The sequence below is a fragment of the Algoriphagus sp. TR-M9 genome, assembly GCF_027594545.1.
Taxonomy (GTDB): Bacteria; Bacteroidota; Bacteroidia; order Cytophagales; family Cyclobacteriaceae; genus Algoriphagus; species Algoriphagus halophytocola.
Genome location: NZ_CP115160.1, coordinates 3,647,081 through 3,662,954, shown reverse-complemented (window position 1 = coordinate 3,662,954; position 15,874 = coordinate 3,647,081). Strand labels below are relative to the sequence as shown.

The following is a 15,874-nucleotide window of genomic DNA, read 5'->3' as shown; positions in this document are numbered from 1 at the left end:
CCCGGTTCAAAACCAAAGCTGGATTACTGTCTGAACCCATAGAAAAAGGTGAAGTATGCCGATTGGAATAGCTGCCTGTTTTCGGTGGTAGGGATCAGTGGGATTTCTTTGGTAAAACCTTCGAGCATGTATCCAAGTTCCAAACCGGTGGCATTTGAGCGAAAAACTCCAAATTCAAAAGATATGGCTGCTTTTAGATTGCCTCCAAAAGCAAATTCTGATTCTCCTAATCCTTCAAAAAGCCGTCCAGTTCCCAAAATATTAAATCGGCTTTGGTGCACTTCCGGATCATATTGTTCCCTTACGGTTTCTACACGGTTTAGCGCGTACTCTATATAGTAAGGAGCGATCAAGCCAAAGGATGGGCCAATTGCAGCTAAGGCAGAAACCTGAACCCCTTGGTTAGGCGCTTTCTTGAACAGGATTATCTCGCGCCCGTATTGAGGCCTGATCGAATAGAGGTAATTTGATTTACCAAAAATATAACTGTTGCCAAGTACCGTGTTATAGCGGACTTCCTTTGGGTTTTTGACATTGGAAAATTCTACTGCCCAAAAACTGAATTGTGTATCGTCAAGGCGTGTTCCAGCTTTGAATACAAAACCGCCGATTAGTCCGCCGTTGGTGTTTTTATTGATCCCAAACATGTATTCTTTGTCGTAGTCATAATTGCCTGCGTCTTCACGCTGTGCCAGACTTACTTGAGAAATACCGAGCAGAAGGAATATTGAGGATAAAATGAATTTCAGCTTTTTCATTCGAATTGGTCGAAAATATAGCCCTATTTTTGGGTGTTAATAGTTTTAACTGATTTTAAAAATAAGAGTTTATGCCCACTATAAAAAGTTCATATTTAGGGAATTTAAGAACCGAATCCGAGCACCTTCAATCCGGTGTCAAAATTATCTCTGATGCCCCTGTCGATAACAATGGCAAAGGCGAGGCATTTTCGCCCACCGATCTCGTGGCGAGTGCTTTAGGAAGTTGTATGGTGACTATAATGGGGATTGTGGCAGATCGGGATGGCATGTCTCTGGAAGGGTTGAGCTGGGAGGTGACGAAAGTAATGCAGTCTAATCCGCGTAAAATTGCCGAAATTGTGGTGGATTTCCATTGGGAAAACCCGGTTGAAGATGCTGCTGCACTTCAGAAACTAAAAAATGCAGCAAAGACTTGCCCAGTGGCACTGAGTCTTGACTCTTCTGTCAAGCAAACTTTGAATTTCAATTTCTAAGGAAAGCTGACCGAATTTTAGAATATAACCCCAAATACAATGAGTTACCTTTTTGAATCCTTTACGGGATGGAAGTCATATTGCGAAGAGCATAAAATCACCTTGCCCGAATCCGTGATTGAATACGAAATTGATCAGAAAAGCGGAGATGCTGATCAAATAAAGACTGGGATTCTACAGGCTTTTGTTGTGATGAAAGATGCGGTGAAGACAGGTCTGGAAGAAGATATGACTTCCCGATCAGGCATGATAAATAACGGTGCAAAGAAGGTTTACAATCATCCTTTGGCAGTATTGTCACCGGAATTTCAGCAATTGATTTCCAGAGCACTCGCCGCCAAGGAAGTCAACAGCTGTATGGGAAGAGTGGTGGCAGCGCCTACAGCAGGGGCCAGCGGAATTTTGCCTGGGGTTCTGGTGACACTTCAGGATATTCATGGACTCAATGATGAGCAGATTGTGGAGGGACTCTTAGTTGGGGCGGGAATTGCTTTGATTATAGAAGAAAAAGCAAGCTTGGCCGGTGCAGTGGGGGGCTGTCAAGCCGAAACTGGCTCAGCTGCAGCCATGGCGGCGGGAGCGATAGTGCATTGCCTTGGTGGTGATACAGATCAGGTTTTCAATGCCGTCGCTGTTACCATTCAATGCATGCTTGGTTTGGTCTGTGACCCAGTGGCAGGGCTGGTAGAGGTACCCTGCGTGGTGAGAAATGCCAGTGCCGCAGCTATTGCCTTTAGTTCCTCGCAGATTGCCCTGGCTAATGTAAACGCAGTAATTCCCGTGGATGAATGCGTGGAAGCAATGGGTGAGATAGGCAGTTCTATGGAGAGCCGGTATAAAGAGACAGCGATGGGAGGTCTGGCGGCTACCTTGACTGGCCAGGGAATAGCCGAAAAAGTTTTGATCAAAGATATAGAGATCCTTCCAGATGAGGAATTAGATGAATAATCCTTTAATGAAAGAAATGTGCATTAGCTGATCTATGCTTGAGCTGAGAATGAAGGCCCAAAGGCATGAACTCCAAAGCATATGCGTATAGATTCTTCTTTTTTTTACTCCAAAGGAAACCATAATCAAAGTACCACCTATAGGCGTTAAAAACAGGGGAGTGAACAATGCAATCCCCATTTCTCCATATTTTTTCCAGAGATGGACTATGTTGCGGTTCTTTTTGGTGAAAATGGGTTTGGACTTTGGTCTGAAGTTTCTCTGAATAAAAGCTCTTATTTGGGTTCCGATTAAGGTAAAAATCATGACACTACTCATCGTACCGGCAATGGTGACCAATGCGCTCTCGACTACTGTATATCCAGCAGCAGATCCTAATACAGGTCCAGCGATGAATTTGAACCAGCACAGGAAGTAAATTCCAAGCATAGTGAGTAGTGCATCCATCAAAGCAAGAAATACATATATGCAAAGTAGCTAAGTAAAAGTATGGAGCCTTCTACTTTGGAAACACGCATTTTGGTTCGCATGAGCAGGAATAGTAGAACCGTAATTCCTAGCATCCAGAGAAAATCAGAATCAATGAATGCTTGAGAAACCCCAATGGGCTTAATGATAGCAGTAATTCCAATGATGGAAAGGATATTCATGATGTTGCTACCTAGTATATTACCTAGTGCTAAATCAGTTCTTTTGGCCAGCGCTGCCATGATGGAAGTAATCAGTTCGGGAAGACTAGTGCCAATCGCAATAACGGTTACTCCTATGATCCGCTCAGATACTCCAAACTCTCGGGAAATTTTCACTGCATTGTTCACCAAAAGCTCAGACCCGGCATATAAACCAACTACACCACCAATAAATAATCCAATGGCTGCAAACCAGGAATAGTTTTTTACCTGTTCGATTTCTTCTTCTACTTCAGTATTGTCGGTAAGTTCTGCATTAGGGCTTTTGAAAAGATAGTAATTGAAGCCTATGAATATGGAGAATAGTAGAATTCCTTCCCAGAACGAAATTATCCCATTGAAACTTAAGCCATAGAAAAGGATAGATACTAGAAGCGTAACTACGTAATCAAAACGTATATGTATCTTTTTGATCAAAATAGGATAGAATATCCCGCTTATACCTAGTACGAGGGCGATGTTTGCGATATTCGAGCCGATGACATTGCCAATGGAAATATCACTGTTTCCTTTTAGGGCTGCATTTACACTGACTAGCAGTTCAGGTGCTGAGGTGCCAAAAGCCACCACTGTCATTCCAATCAGCCCAGCACTCATACCTAGCTTAACAGCCATAGCAGAAGCTCCATCGACCAGAATTTTACCTCCATAAAGAAGTATGACAAATCCGAGTATTAACAGAAGGTAAGGAAGCATATAGTGGTTAAAGTTTAGGTCCGAAGGCTAAGTCTCCGGCGTCACCCAGGCCAGGTACTATGTAGGATTGATGATTAAGCTTTTCATCTATAGCTCCCAGCCATAGTGAAAAAGAGCAGTTTAGGTTTTCTTTGAGGTACTGAATACCTTCTGGAGCAGCAATTACTGACGCGATATGAAGGTGTTTCGGTTTTCCATGTGCCAATAGGGTGTTGACCGTTTCTACGATTGATTTACCGGTAGCCAGCATAGGATCGGCCAGTATGACGGTTCTTTCCTCAATGCTAGGGCTGGCGTGGTAACCTAGTTCTATCGCTATTTCACCTTCCTTACTTTCATCTCGGAATGCGCCTATAAATCCACTGTCAGCTCTATCGAAGTAGTTTAAGAATCCATGGTAAAATGGAAGAGCAGCCCGCATAACCGAGATTATCACCGGTTGTTCACTTGGCTGAAGTACCGTGGATGCTTGTATGGGTGTTTCGATGGGTAAGGAGTTGAAATTTAGGGATTTAGATATTTCATAAGCCAAAATTTCCCCCAAGCGCTCCAAATTTCTTCGAAACCGCATGCTATCCTTTTGGATATGAATATCTCTTAACTCAAGTAAGAACTGATGTGCAAGTGATGGGGTGTCAGACAGTACAAACATGATGCGAAGATAAAATAAAAACTCGGCTCTCTATGAACCGAGTTTTTTCTTAAACCGACTTCTCTTAGTTACTTTATCTCGAAGCTCGCTCTTCTAGCCATTTGTCTCGCATCAGCAGAAGACTTGTCTACGCTAGTGTCTTCGCCGTAACCTTTGTAAGAAAGTCTAGAGGCATCCACACCTGAGGCTACTAGCAAGTCATAGACTGCTTTAGCTCTTCTTTCAGAAAGTTTCATGTTATAATCTTCTGGACCTAGTTCGTCAGCATAACCTTTAACCTCTACGCTTACGCCAGGATTCTTTTTCAAGAAGTTAGAAACATAGTTTGCAGCGCTAGCAGAATATCCAAGCGGCTTAGCGCTATCGAACGCATAGTAAACATTTACATAGCCATCTTTGATTGCTTTCTTGAAGAAATCAAGTTGCTCTTTTACTTCTTCCACATGACATCCGTCAGTAGAAGCTGGACCTGGCATGAAAGGACATTTGTCCATGTGATCAGGGGTGCCGTCACCGTCAGAATCCATAGTCATACCTGCAGAGTCTACTCTAGCTCCAGCAGGAGTATTAGGCTCTTTGTCCAGGTAATCAGGTACACCATCACCGTCAGAATCTTTCAGCATGTCTTTGATGCCGTTGATTTGAGTAGCTAGCTCTTCTTTCGTAGCATATTTGTCAGCAGCTACATACCAGTCTGCATGCGCTTCGTGCTTACCCAAGTAGAAATTCAAACCTAAAGTCCCTGTCCACCAGGTGCCTGGAGCATGCACGTATGGGTTTGACATAGGGTCTATTGGTTGTACCTCAGCATTATATTGATTTCCATCAAAGGTATAGGTTTGACGTCCATTATGAATCATTGAGATATCGCCAGTCAAGGCTACTCTTTTTCCGAGTTTCGCTTGACCGGTAAAACCAACTATAAAGTTATACATGTAATCTGGCTGGGTGTTGAGGATGGTTTGTTCGAAACTGAGTCTTCCTCCCCCTACTCCCGCATGTCCTAAAAACCCAATGGTTCTGGTGAATGATTGGAAGTTCATGATTCTACCCAGGTTTGCTACTCCCTGTAGGTTTGCACGAAAATAATTTGTGGTAAATTCTGGGCTTTCATCCTTCGCCTCAGAAAAGGATCCAAATCCCCCGTCTGCTTTTATGCCGAAGTGTTCATTGAACATATACCTCACACCGAAATCAAGGTGACCAATATTTAAAGTAGGGGATAAATAACCTGGGGTGAGTGGAGCCATGGGCTTGTTAAAGCCAGCGTTTGTTTCCAGAGACCATCGATTATAGTCAGTTTGAGCATAACCGATTTGAGTAAGCCCAGCTATAGCTAGGCAAAGCAAATACTTTTTCATTGTGGATATGGATATAGGGTAATGCGGCAAAAGTATGCAAAATCCATGCACAATCACTATGCGGTAGAAACAAAAAAAAAGCCCGGATTTCCGGGCTTTTCAAATCTATTATGAGTGATGATTATTTCACTTCGAAGCTCGCTCTTCTAGCCATTTGTCTCGCATCAGCAGAAGACTTGTCTACGCTAGTGTCTTCGCCGTAACCTTTGTAAGAAAGTCTAGATGCATCCACACCTGAAGCTACTAGCAAGTCATAAACTGCTTTAGCTCTTCTTTCAGAAAGTTTCATGTTATAATCTTCTGGACCTAGTTCGTCAGCATAACCTTTAACCTCTACGCTTACGCCAGGATTCTTTTTCAAGAAGTTAGAAACATAGTTTGCAGCGCTAGCAGAATATCCAAGCGGCTTAGCGCTATCGAACGCATAGTAAACATTTACATAGCCATCGTTGATTGCTTTCTTGAAGAAATCAAGTTGCTCTTTTACTTCTTCCACAGGACATCCGTCAGTAGAAGCTGGACCTGGCATGAAAGGACACTTGTCCATGTGATCAGGGGTGCCGTCACCGTCAGAATCCATAGTCATACCTGCAGAATCTACTCTAGCTCCAGCAGGAGTATTAGGCTCTTTGTCCAGGTAATCAGGTACACCATCACCGTCAGAATCTTTCAGCATGTCTTTGATGCCGTTGATTTGAGTAGCAAGCTCTTCTTTCGTAGCATATTTGTCAGCAGCTACATACCAATCTGCATGCTCTTCATTTTTACCTAGGTAAAACTGAAGTCCAACAGTACCCGTCCACCAAGTACCATTAGCGCCATAGAAACCTTGGTCTTCTGGTCTGATAACTGATGCTCCGTCGAACGCTACCGTCTGACGTCCGTTGATGATCGCACTGATGTCACCAAAAATGGCCACACTTTTACCAATCTTCAATTGAGGAGTAACACCTACGATAAAGTTATACACATCGTCAGTGAAGTCATTATAAAGATTTTCTTCAGGATTTACATTTCCTATACCTGCACCGAAGTGACCCAATAGACCTAGAGATCTAGAGAATGATTCGAAATGCATGATTCTTCCTAGGTTAGAAACCATCTGAAGATCCAATCTGTAGTATTTGGTGTCAAAGGTGCCAGTAGCAGCATCATCTGCTCCAGCTTCTTTGAAGCTACCGAATCCATAATCGAGTTTTAATCCGAACTTCTCGTTGAACATGTATCTCGCGCCAAATTCTACGTGGCCAAGATTTAAGGTTGGAGACAGGTATCCCGGTGTTAAAGGAGCCATTGGTTTGTTAAAACCTCCGCCTACTTCTAGGGAAAATTTGTCATAGTCCTGGGCATTTGCTCCGATTGCCAGAGCGCCTGCCATAATTGTTGATAGTATTAGTTTTTTCATAACAAAAAATTTTTGTTCAAATTTTAAGTGTTGATTGATGTGAATACAAATTTATAAACTTTTAATTTACTACAAATCTAGCTGAAATATTTAAAACCCAATTCGGGAAAAAAATAATTTCTGACTTTTTTCAAATTTTACCTGAAAATATTAACATAATTTATGCCAAAATGAAATTTTTGTTCGAAATCCTTAATATCCCCAGTGTTTCTGGTGACGAATCTACATTATCGGAATTTATTTTACAATATATACACCAACGAAAGAATGATTGGAATGTTGTTCCAGAAATTTACCATGGTGAGGATTTTCACGATTGCATTCTTTTAAAGTTCGGGAATCCTAGGACAGCAGTGTTTGCTCACATGGATACCATTGGGTTTATGGCGAGGTATCAAAACCAGTTGGTCAGTATAGGAGGGCCAGAGCTTACCGAGGATGTAGAGCTGGTAGGGGAGGATTCTCTGGGCAAAATAGCGTGTAGGCTTAAAGGAGATGAGGAAAATAGCTACCATGATTTTCCTAGGAAAATAGAACCTGGAACCAGACTTTCCTTTAAACAAGATGTGAGGGTAGATGAAGAGTTTATTCAGGCAGCTTATCTGGATAATAGACTTGGAGTTTATTCTGCCATTGAAATCTGCGAAACCATCCGTGATGGCTGGGTGGTTTTTTCTACCTATGAAGAACATGGAGGGGGTAGTATGCCTTTTTTGCTCAAATTCATCCAAGATAAGGCTCCGATAAAACAAGCACTGATCTCAGATATTACTTGGGTGACTGAAGGGGTTTCTTTTCACGAAGGCGTGGTGATATCAATTCGTGATAAATTTATTCCGAGGAAAAAGTTTGTCGATAAAATCATTGCCTTGGCAGAAGAAAGCCAGATTCCTTATCAACTTGAGGTAGAAGCTAGTGGAGGTAGTGATGGGCGGGAAGTGCAATTTTCTCCCTATGCCATTGACTGGTGCTTCATAGGTGCTGCTGAAGAAAATGTCCATAGCCCCAATGAAAAGGTGTCTTTGGCAGATTTAGATGCCATGGTAAAATTGTACGCATACTTAATGGATAAATTATGATTCCAAAAAAAACGGTAACAATAAAGGAGAAGCAGTTTGATGTTTTTCTCGGGCAAGATCAGATCAAGGAAAGGAATGTGCAGCTTGGGGAAAAAATCTCACGCGATTTTGCAGGAGAAGAACTGCTGGTGCTGGGCGTGTTGAATGGCTCCTTTATATATATGGCAGATTTGTGCAGGGAAATTGATTTGCCTTTGGTTACTAGCTTTATTAGAATCAGCAGCTATGCCGGCACCGAATCTACGGGGAATGTGAAATCAATTCTAGGTCTGACCGAAAACCTCAATGGGAAAAATGTGCTGATTATAGAAGATATTGTTGATACGGGGCACAGCATGAAATACCTGTTGGATACCATTTCCGGCCACAATCCGGCACGTGTAGCCATCGCCACTTTGCTCCACAAGCCAGATGCATTTCAGTATAATTACGCCTTAGATTATGTGGGTTTTGAAATTCCCAATAAATTTGTCCTAGGCTATGGCCTTGATTATGATGGCTTCGGTAGAAATCTTCCCGATATTTACCAGCTTTCTCCTATTCATTAACTAATAGATTTCGAATGTATAATATTGTGTTATTTGGTCCTCCGGGTGCAGGCAAAGGCACCCAAAGTGAAAAACTTATTCAAAAGTATGGTTTGACTCACCTTTCTACAGGGGATCTCTTCAGAAAGCATCTTGGGGAAGGCACAGAGCTGGGACAGCTTGCTAAAAAATATATGAATGAAGGCCGGCTGGTTCCTGATGAAGTAGTGATCGGTATGGTAGAAGACAAAATCAACGAGACCAAAGATGCCAAAGGATTTATTTTTGACGGCTTTCCTCGGACCACTGCTCAGGCAGAGGCTTTGGATAAAATGCTTGAAAAGCACGGCCTATCCATCAATGGGATGATAGCCTTGGATGTGTCAGAGGATATCTTGAGAGCTAGAATCAAAGAAAGAGGGAAGACCTCCAATCGTGCAGATGATCAGGATGACGAGAAAATCACCACTAGAATTCAAGTATATCTAGAGGAAACCCTTCCTGTGGCTGATTACTATGCCGCCCAGGGGAAACTTAAGAAAATCAACGGAGTCGGAGAGATTGAGGAGATCTTTGGTGAGATCACTTCGGTGATAGATAGCTACTGATTGCCTTAATTTTCCTAGTTTTGCAATTCAATCTTGGCTAAGCTTTTCTGCTTAGCCATTTTTCTTTCAAAGAGATGGCAGATACTAATTTTATTGATTATGTGAAGTTTTGCTCCCGCTCAGGAGCTGGCGGTCCTGGATCTCTGCACTTCCGTAGAGAAAAGCATGTGCCCAAAGGAGGTCCTGACGGCGGTGATGGGGGTAGAGGGGGGCACATAATCCTACGGGGAAGTACCAATGTTTGGACATTGCTACACCTTAAATATAAGAAGCATGTCATCGCTGAGAATGGCAAAAGAGGTGAAGGAGGAAGAAGAACTGGTGCAGACGGCAGCGATATCATCCTTGAGGTGCCACTTGGCACTGTGGCAAAAGATGCCGAGACCGGCGAAAAGCGGTTTGAAATCACAGAAGAAGGGCAAGAAGTCATATTGACCCGCGGAGGTAGAGGAGGATTGGGAAATGATCATTTCAAGACATCAACCAATCAAGCGCCGCACTATGCACAGCCTGGGGAAGAGGGAATCGAAGAATGGATTATCCTTGAATTAAAGCTTTTGGCAGATGTAGGGCTGGTAGGCTTTCCAAATGCTGGGAAATCCACCCTGCTTTCATCCATCTCAGCTGCCAGGCCGGAAATCGGCGATTACCCATTTACCACTTTGGTGCCGAATCTGGGCGTGGTAAGTTATAGAGGTGACCAGTCATTTGTGATGGCAGATATACCGGGGATCATAGAAGGTGCCGCAGAAGGGAAAGGGCTAGGAATACGTTTTCTCAGACACATTGAGCGTAATTCCATTCTGGTGTTTATGGTGCCTGCCGATGCAAGCAATATTGAAGAGCAATACCAAATTCTCCTAGGGGAATTGGAGAAATATAATCCAGAGCTGCTGGACAAGCGAAGGATACTGGCAATCTCCAAAACGGACATGCTGGATGAGGAACTTATGAAAGAAATGGAGAAAGAAGTCCCTACAGGTGTGCCACATGTATTCATATCTTCAGTCTCACAGTACAATCTTGACAGGCTGAAAGATTTGATCTGGCAGGCCATTCATGAAGGGTAAGGTGTCAGTTTGTCAGGAATGAATCACTGGCAACAATATTGATTAACCCTAAATGCCTAGAAATTCCTATTACAATTATGAGTAATCAAGACAATTTAGATCAAGAAATGGATCAAAAAGAAGAGAATTTAATGGATGAAATGCCTGAAAATACGGCTGAAGAGCAAGTAGAAAACGACGCGATATCCGAAGAAAATAAGCAGAACGACGAAGTGGCTGAATTGAAGGAGAAATACCTTCGCTTGTATTCAGACTTTGAAAATTATAGAAAAAGAACCGCCAAGGAAAGGTTAGACTTGATCACTACAGCCTCTGAAGCTGTACTGAAAGACCTTATTCCGGTGGTGGACGATTTTGAAAGAGCATTTAAAGCCAGCGAAACTGAGGATGATGCATCAAAAGTGAGAGAGGGAAACCTGTTGATTTTTGACAAATTCCTGAAAATACTGAATGCTAAAGGCCTGCAGCCCATGGAAGAGCTGATAGGCAAACCATTCGATGCGGATACCCAAGAGGCGATCACTCAGATTCCTGCCCCTTCAGAGGATCTGAAAGGGAAAGTTATAGATGTAGTGGAAAAAGGCTACGTACTAGGAGACAAAGTAGTACGATATGCCAAAGTGGTGACAGGAGCATAAATTTATTATGGCAAAAAGAGACTATTACGAGGTACTGGGAGTGTCAAAATCCGCTTCTGCGGACGAGATCAAAAAGGCCTACAGAAAATTAGCAATCAAGTATCATCCGGATAAGAATCCAGATAATGCTGAAGCGGAAGAGAAATTCAAGGAAGCTGCAGAAGCCTATGAGGTACTCAGCAACCCTGAGAAAAAGCAACGCTATGACCAGTTTGGTCACCAAGGAGTAGGTGGTGGCTTCAATGGAGGCGGTATGAATATGGATGACATATTCTCCCAATTCGGCGATATCTTCGGCGGAGGCGGTGGATTCGGTTCCTTCTTCGGCGGAGGTGGTGGAGGTGGACGACGCACCAAAAAAGGCACCAACCTTCGCGTAAAACTGAAGCTTACCTTAGCGGAAGTGGCCAATGGCGTGGAGAAGAAAATTAAAGTGAAGCGCCATCTTATAGCAGATGGAGTGACATTCAAATCTTGCGCTGCTTGCCAAGGTACAGGGCAGGTGAAAAAAGTGGTCAATACCATGCTTGGCCAAATGGTCTCTGCAAGTACCTGTGGAGTCTGTGGAGGTAGCGGTCAGATCGTTGATAAAAAACCTGCTGATGCGGATGCCAGAGGACTAGTAGTGAAGGAAGAGGTGATTTCCATCAATATTCCCGGTGGAGTAGCTGAAGGAATGCAACTCAGTATGTCTGGTAAGGGTAATGAAATTCCAGGTGGAATAGCAGGCGATCTGCTTATAGTTATCGAAGAAATTGAAGACAAAGTACTGCAGCGGGATGGAAACAATGTGATATTTGACTTATACGTGTCATTTGTAGATGCCGCGTTGGGATCATCCATAGAGGTGCCGACTATAGATGGCAAAGTCAAAATTAAAATAGATCCAGGAACCCAAAGTGGCAAAATGCTACGATTGAAAGGTAAGGGGATCAAGGACATCAATGGCTACAGCAAAGGCGACCAGCTCATCATGGTAAATGTGTGGACGCCGACCCACCTCACCAAGGACGAAAAAGAAGCCCTTGAAAAATTAAGAGATTCGGACAATTTTAAGCCAGACCCCATCAAAGGTGAAAAAACCTTTTTCGACAAAATGAAAGAGTTCTTTTAGAACCGAAAAAGCCAGAAGTAATTCTGGCTTTTTTTATATTTTTAAAAAACCTTTTCAAAGTCGCCTCGTAACCTTACCGTATGCTTAGAAAATTGTGTCTGCTTTTTCTGTTAATGATAGGATGGGTAGCTGTGAGTAAGGCGCAACTAGTCAAGGAGTTCAAAGCGAAAGAACAAAATGGCTTTGAGGAGGTCAGGTTGGATTTTACTTCTTACAAGAGTACTACTCAGTTAAAACGCACTGGATCCACTTATCCCGTATATATCCATGGACATTTAGAGAAAACCAATATTCTCCCGGTTTTTTCAGATGAAATTGCCAGAAATGTACTTTGGACCTCACTCATGCATAAAAATGTGGAGTCAGAGAATCTCGGTAAAAGCATTACTTCCAAACTTTTCGCCGGAGCAGATGAAGATTATGACCATAGCTGGGATGTATCGCTCAGCTCTGATTTCCTTTACCATCTGGATTTTAACCTTGGAATGGGTAAATCAGAGTTTGACCTTTCCAATCTAAGTATCAATCAGCTGAAAGTACGCTCAGCCAGTGCCGATGTAACCATTCATTATGATTCCGACCTGCCAAATACCGTAGTGATGGACACCTTACTGGTGACCTTGAATATGGGGAAGGTGATCATCGATCAGGCAAACTTTAGCAATGCCAAAAAAATGATCTTCGAAGTGAATTATGGCGCGATAGATCTTATTTTTTCTGAAGGAATGACTACCTCCTCTCAGGTGATCGCGGCAGTGGGAGCAGGGACACTTCATCTTAAATTGCCGGCAGAAAACTTTCCGGTAAAAATAAAAACCCGTACCACCGCCATGTGCAAAACTTCTTTGCCAAGCTATCTTAGAACTCTGGAGAAAGGCATTTATGTTACCAAAGGCTATGAGGCTTCAGATCCTAGGCTACTGGATTTGACCATTGATGTAGGAGTGGGTTCCTTAACTGTAGAATAATACCTATTTTTTGCAATGCTGAAAATTAATAAGCTAAACAAATCCTACGGTGCAAATACTGCACTCACGGACGTGGATTTGGAAGTGTCCCAAGGGGTTATATTCGGGCTATTGGGCCCCAATGGCGCAGGGAAAACCACCTTAATACGAATCATCAATCAAATCATTGACAGCGATAGTGGTGAAGTGTTTATAGGTGGAGAAAAGCTGGAACCCAAGCACATCAAACAAATAGGCTACCTCCCGGAGGAAAGAGGACTGTACAAAAAAATGAAAGTCTGGGATCAGATGCTCTATTTTGCCAGATTGAAAGGGCTTTCGCCCCAAGAAGCCAAATCTAAAATCAATTATTGGCTGGATAAGCTGGATATGCAGAGCTGGCGAGATAAGAAAATCGAGGATCTTTCTAAAGGAATGGCCCAGAAGGTGCAGTTTATTTCCACCATTGTACATAATCCACCTTTATTGATTTTGGACGAGCCTTTTTCGGGCTTTGATCCGGTGAATGCGGATATCATCAAAAATGAGATTTTGGAACTAAAGGAAAATGGTACTACCGTGATTTTAAGTACGCATAGGATGGAATCTGTGGAATTGCTTTGTGATCAGGTAGCCATGATCAACCGATCCCGCAAAATCATAGATGGTACCATCAAAGAGCTAAAATCAAAATACCGGCCTGAGGTTTATTCCATCAGTTTGGAACATCTCAAAAAAGAGCTTCCGGCAGAATGGATTTCAAAAGAGGAAGATGGGAGTCACCATTTTACACTTCCCCTCAGCGGCAAAAGCCCCAATGAGCTAATCCAAGAACTGATGCAATACGGACAGGTCAATAATTTTCAGGAACTGATTCCTAGTATGGAAGAGATTTTTATTCACCAGGTAAAATCTACAGAAAATGGATAAGATCTGGCTAGTGATTCAGAGGGAATACCTGTCGCGGGTAAAGAAAAAATCCTTTTTGCTGGTGACTTTATTGACCCCGCTGATATTCCCTGCCATCATGGGCATCTTTGTCTGGATAGCGCTAGAAGAAGAAGGAAGCCAAGGTCTCCGCATTATCGAAGTGGTAGATGAGAATAAGCTGTTTTTCTTGGAGAGCTCGGAGCAATACGCATTTTCTTTCTCAGAAGCCAATCCGGAAGAAGCCAAGAAATTGGTTCAAAATGGCGACCGGTATGGGTTTCTCCATATCCCGAAAATGGAATTGGAATCTCCCGCCGGTATTGCATTCTACGGAGAGGATAATCCCAGCATGAACCTGATAGGCTATCTGGAAAATAACCTGCGCAAGAAAATCGAGGAACAGCGACTATTTGAAAGCGGCATTGACCCAAAAATCATCAATGATGTGCGTACCAAGGTGTCTATCAAGTCGATCACCCTGGATGAAGAAGGCAAGGAAACCGTCAATGATGCCCTGGTTAATTATGCGATCGGTTTTGTGGCCGGAATCCTGATTTACTTTTTTATTTTCATCTATGGCAATCAGATCATGCAGGGTGTTATAGAGGAAAAATCCAGCAGAATTATCGAGATCTTGGTTTCTTCGCTCAAGCCATTTCAGCTGATGCTGGGCAAGATAATAGGAATAGCGGGCGTGGGATTGACCCAGTTATTGATTTGGATTGTTTTGATAGGTACGCTGACTACGGTGGTCACAGGATTTCTGGGTATGCAGATGCCGCAGCAGCAGGCCATGGAGCTGGCAAATCCTGAGCTGGCGCAAAGCATGGCCGGCAGTTCGGAGGCAGGAGAGATTTTACAGGTTATTGCGGGGATCAACTACTTCCAAATTGTATTCAGTTTTGTGTTTTATTTCCTTGGGGGATATTTGCTTTATGGAGCTTTGTTTGCGGCTATAGGCTCTGCCGTAGATGCGCCGTCAGATGCGCAGCAATTCATGTTTCCGGTGACTATTCCACTCATAGTTGCATACATGGGTTTATTTGTTTTTGTATTAAATGACCCGGACAGCACCACTTCATTTTGGTTATCCGTATTTCCATTGACTTCGCCCATTGCCATGATGGGTAGGGTGAGTTATGGTGTGCCGGTTTGGGAATTGGTACTTTCCATGGGGTTATTGATCCTGGGCTTTCTGGGAACTACCTGGATGGCTGGAAAAATCTACCGGATCGGAATTTTGATGCATGGTACCAAACCGAGTTACAAGACGCTTTGGAAGTGGATCAGGACGAATAATTGAGAAGATGAATAGTAGTATCAAGTAGCAAGACCTAAGTATCAAGATGGTAGAGCCAAAAATCAAGGCTATAAAAAAATCCCGATCAACTACTGATCGGGATTTTTTCATTTTAGGTGTGGCGGGTTTTTTATTTTAGGTAAGCAGAAAGCATCCAAACTACTTTTTCCTTAGCCGTGATGTAATCACTCATGAGAGAAGCTGTGCCTTCGTCCCCAGACTCTCCTGCGGCTTCCAGTGTGTCTCGTTCCAGTTTCAGTAGGGTATTCATGTTGTTTTTGACGATTTCCACCATTTTTAAGGGATCGGTAACTTCCTTCGCTTCCTTTATAGAAGCTTTTTCTATGTATTCTTGGTATGAAGAAAGCGGTCTGGCTCCCAGTGTAAGAATACGCTCTGCGGTTTCATCTACCGCTTCGTTTGCGGCATTGTATAACTCTTCGAATTTTGCATGAAGTTCGAAGAAATTTGGGCCGGTTACATTCCAGTGAAAGTTTCTCAGGTTTTGGTAATAAATCTGATAGTTTGCCAAAAGATCATTAAGCTTTTCAGTCAAGACCTTGCTCTCTTTGATTTCTAATCCTATGTCGTTCGTTTTCATATTTCAGTTGTTATGTTTTCTGTACTTGAATTAAAGTCTAAATTTACCCCAAAGCGGTTTAAAAAGCCAACTGCT

General features: G+C 42.8%; 18 protein-coding genes. 11 read left to right on the top strand and 7 right to left on the bottom strand.

Annotated features, from left to right (window positions below; genetic code table 11):
• Positions 1 to 23: 23 nt before the first annotated feature.
• Positions 24 to 758: a hypothetical protein gene (locus PBT90_RS15385; protein ID WP_264807387.1), complete on the bottom strand. Its 735-nt coding sequence runs from the start codon at positions 756 to 758 to the stop codon at positions 24 to 26.
• 71 nt (positions 759 to 829) lie between these two features.
• Here PBT90_RS15385 and PBT90_RS15380 point away from each other — a divergent pair, with 71 nt between their 5' ends.
• Both PBT90_RS15380 and sdaAA read left to right on the top strand, forming a co-directional pair.
• Positions 830 to 1,234 carry an OsmC family protein gene (locus PBT90_RS15380; protein WP_264807386.1) on the top strand — a complete coding sequence of 135 codons (405 nt, stop codon included), beginning with the start codon at positions 830 to 832 and terminating at the stop codon, positions 1,232 to 1,234.
• Positions 1,235 to 1,273: 39 nt separating this feature from the next.
• Complete coding sequence (sdaAA, locus tag PBT90_RS15375; protein WP_264807385.1) at positions 1,274 to 2,182, top strand: L-serine ammonia-lyase, iron-sulfur-dependent, subunit alpha; 909 nt, start codon at positions 1,274 to 1,276, stop codon at positions 2,180 to 2,182.
• Here sdaAA and PBT90_RS15370 read toward each other — a convergent pair.
• From PBT90_RS15370 to PBT90_RS15350, 5 genes are all read right to left on the bottom strand, one after another.
• Positions 2,171 to 2,629 (bottom strand): hypothetical protein, encoded by a 459-nt coding sequence (locus tag PBT90_RS15370; RefSeq protein WP_264807384.1) that lies wholly within the window; start codon positions 2,627 to 2,629, stop codon positions 2,171 to 2,173. The genes sdaAA and PBT90_RS15370 overlap by 12 nt on opposite strands.
• Positions 2,629 to 3,567: a calcium/sodium antiporter gene (locus PBT90_RS15365; protein WP_264807382.1), complete on the bottom strand. Its 939-nt coding sequence runs from the start codon at positions 3,565 to 3,567 to the stop codon at positions 2,629 to 2,631. The genes PBT90_RS15370 and PBT90_RS15365 overlap by 1 nt, the downstream gene beginning before the upstream one ends.
• 7 nt (positions 3,568 to 3,574) lie before the next feature.
• Complete coding sequence (upp, locus tag PBT90_RS15360) at positions 3,575 to 4,219, bottom strand: uracil phosphoribosyltransferase (protein WP_264807381.1); 645 nt, start codon at positions 4,217 to 4,219, stop codon at positions 3,575 to 3,577.
• 68 nt (positions 4,220 to 4,287) lie between these two features.
• Entirely contained in the window at positions 4,288 to 5,580 is a 1,293-nt protein-coding gene (locus PBT90_RS15355; RefSeq protein WP_264807379.1) for an OmpA family protein, read from the bottom strand.
• A gap of 121 nt (positions 5,581 to 5,701) precedes the next feature.
• Entirely contained in the window at positions 5,702 to 6,985 is a 1,284-nt protein-coding gene (locus PBT90_RS15350) for an OmpA family protein (RefSeq protein ID WP_264807378.1), read from the bottom strand.
• Positions 6,986 to 7,155: 170 nt separating this feature from the next.
• Between PBT90_RS15350 and PBT90_RS15345 the strand changes: the two genes are divergently transcribed.
• From PBT90_RS15345 to PBT90_RS15305, 9 genes are all read left to right on the top strand, one after another.
• Positions 7,156 to 8,064, top strand: a complete 909-nt coding sequence (locus tag PBT90_RS15345) for a M20/M25/M40 family metallo-hydrolase (RefSeq protein ID WP_264807377.1) — start codon at positions 7,156 to 7,158, stop codon at positions 8,062 to 8,064.
• Positions 8,061 to 8,612 carry a hypoxanthine phosphoribosyltransferase gene (gene hpt / locus PBT90_RS15340; protein ID WP_264807376.1) on the top strand — a complete coding sequence of 184 codons (552 nt, stop codon included), beginning with the start codon at positions 8,061 to 8,063 and terminating at the stop codon, positions 8,610 to 8,612. Before PBT90_RS15345 ends, hpt begins: the two co-directional genes overlap by 4 nt.
• A 14-nt stretch (positions 8,613 to 8,626) precedes the next feature.
• The gene (locus PBT90_RS15335) at positions 8,627 to 9,199 is read left to right on the top strand and encodes an adenylate kinase (protein WP_264807374.1); all 573 of its coding nucleotides are present in this window, start codon (positions 8,627 to 8,629) and stop codon (positions 9,197 to 9,199) included.
• Positions 9,200 to 9,273: 74 nt separating this feature from the next.
• The gene (gene obgE / locus PBT90_RS15330) at positions 9,274 to 10,269 is read left to right on the top strand and encodes a GTPase ObgE (RefSeq protein WP_264807373.1); all 996 of its coding nucleotides are present in this window, start codon (positions 9,274 to 9,276) and stop codon (positions 10,267 to 10,269) included.
• A gap of 77 nt (positions 10,270 to 10,346) precedes the next feature.
• Positions 10,347 to 10,907, top strand: a complete 561-nt coding sequence (locus PBT90_RS15325) for a nucleotide exchange factor GrpE (RefSeq protein ID WP_264807372.1) — start codon at positions 10,347 to 10,349, stop codon at positions 10,905 to 10,907.
• Between the two features lie 7 nt (positions 10,908 to 10,914).
• Entirely contained in the window at positions 10,915 to 12,021 is a 1,107-nt protein-coding gene (dnaJ, locus tag PBT90_RS15320) for a molecular chaperone DnaJ (protein WP_264807371.1), read from the top strand.
• Between the two features lie 80 nt (positions 12,022 to 12,101).
• The gene (locus tag PBT90_RS15315) at positions 12,102 to 12,989 is read left to right on the top strand and encodes a hypothetical protein (RefSeq protein ID WP_264807369.1); all 888 of its coding nucleotides are present in this window, start codon (positions 12,102 to 12,104) and stop codon (positions 12,987 to 12,989) included.
• 15 nt (positions 12,990 to 13,004) lie between these two features.
• Positions 13,005 to 13,898, top strand: coding sequence for an ABC transporter ATP-binding protein (locus PBT90_RS15310; protein WP_264807368.1), 894 nt, complete (start codon positions 13,005 to 13,007; stop codon positions 13,896 to 13,898).
• Positions 13,891 to 15,201, top strand: a complete 1,311-nt coding sequence (locus tag PBT90_RS15305) for an ABC transporter permease (RefSeq protein ID WP_264807367.1) — start codon at positions 13,891 to 13,893, stop codon at positions 15,199 to 15,201. The genes PBT90_RS15310 and PBT90_RS15305 overlap by 8 nt, the downstream gene beginning before the upstream one ends.
• A 127-nt stretch (positions 15,202 to 15,328) precedes the next feature.
• Here PBT90_RS15305 and PBT90_RS15300 read toward each other — a convergent pair whose 3' ends face one another.
• Positions 15,329 to 15,799, bottom strand: coding sequence for a Dps family protein (locus PBT90_RS15300; protein ID WP_264807366.1), 471 nt, complete (start codon positions 15,797 to 15,799; stop codon positions 15,329 to 15,331).
• Between the last annotated feature and the right edge of the window lie 75 nt (positions 15,800 to 15,874).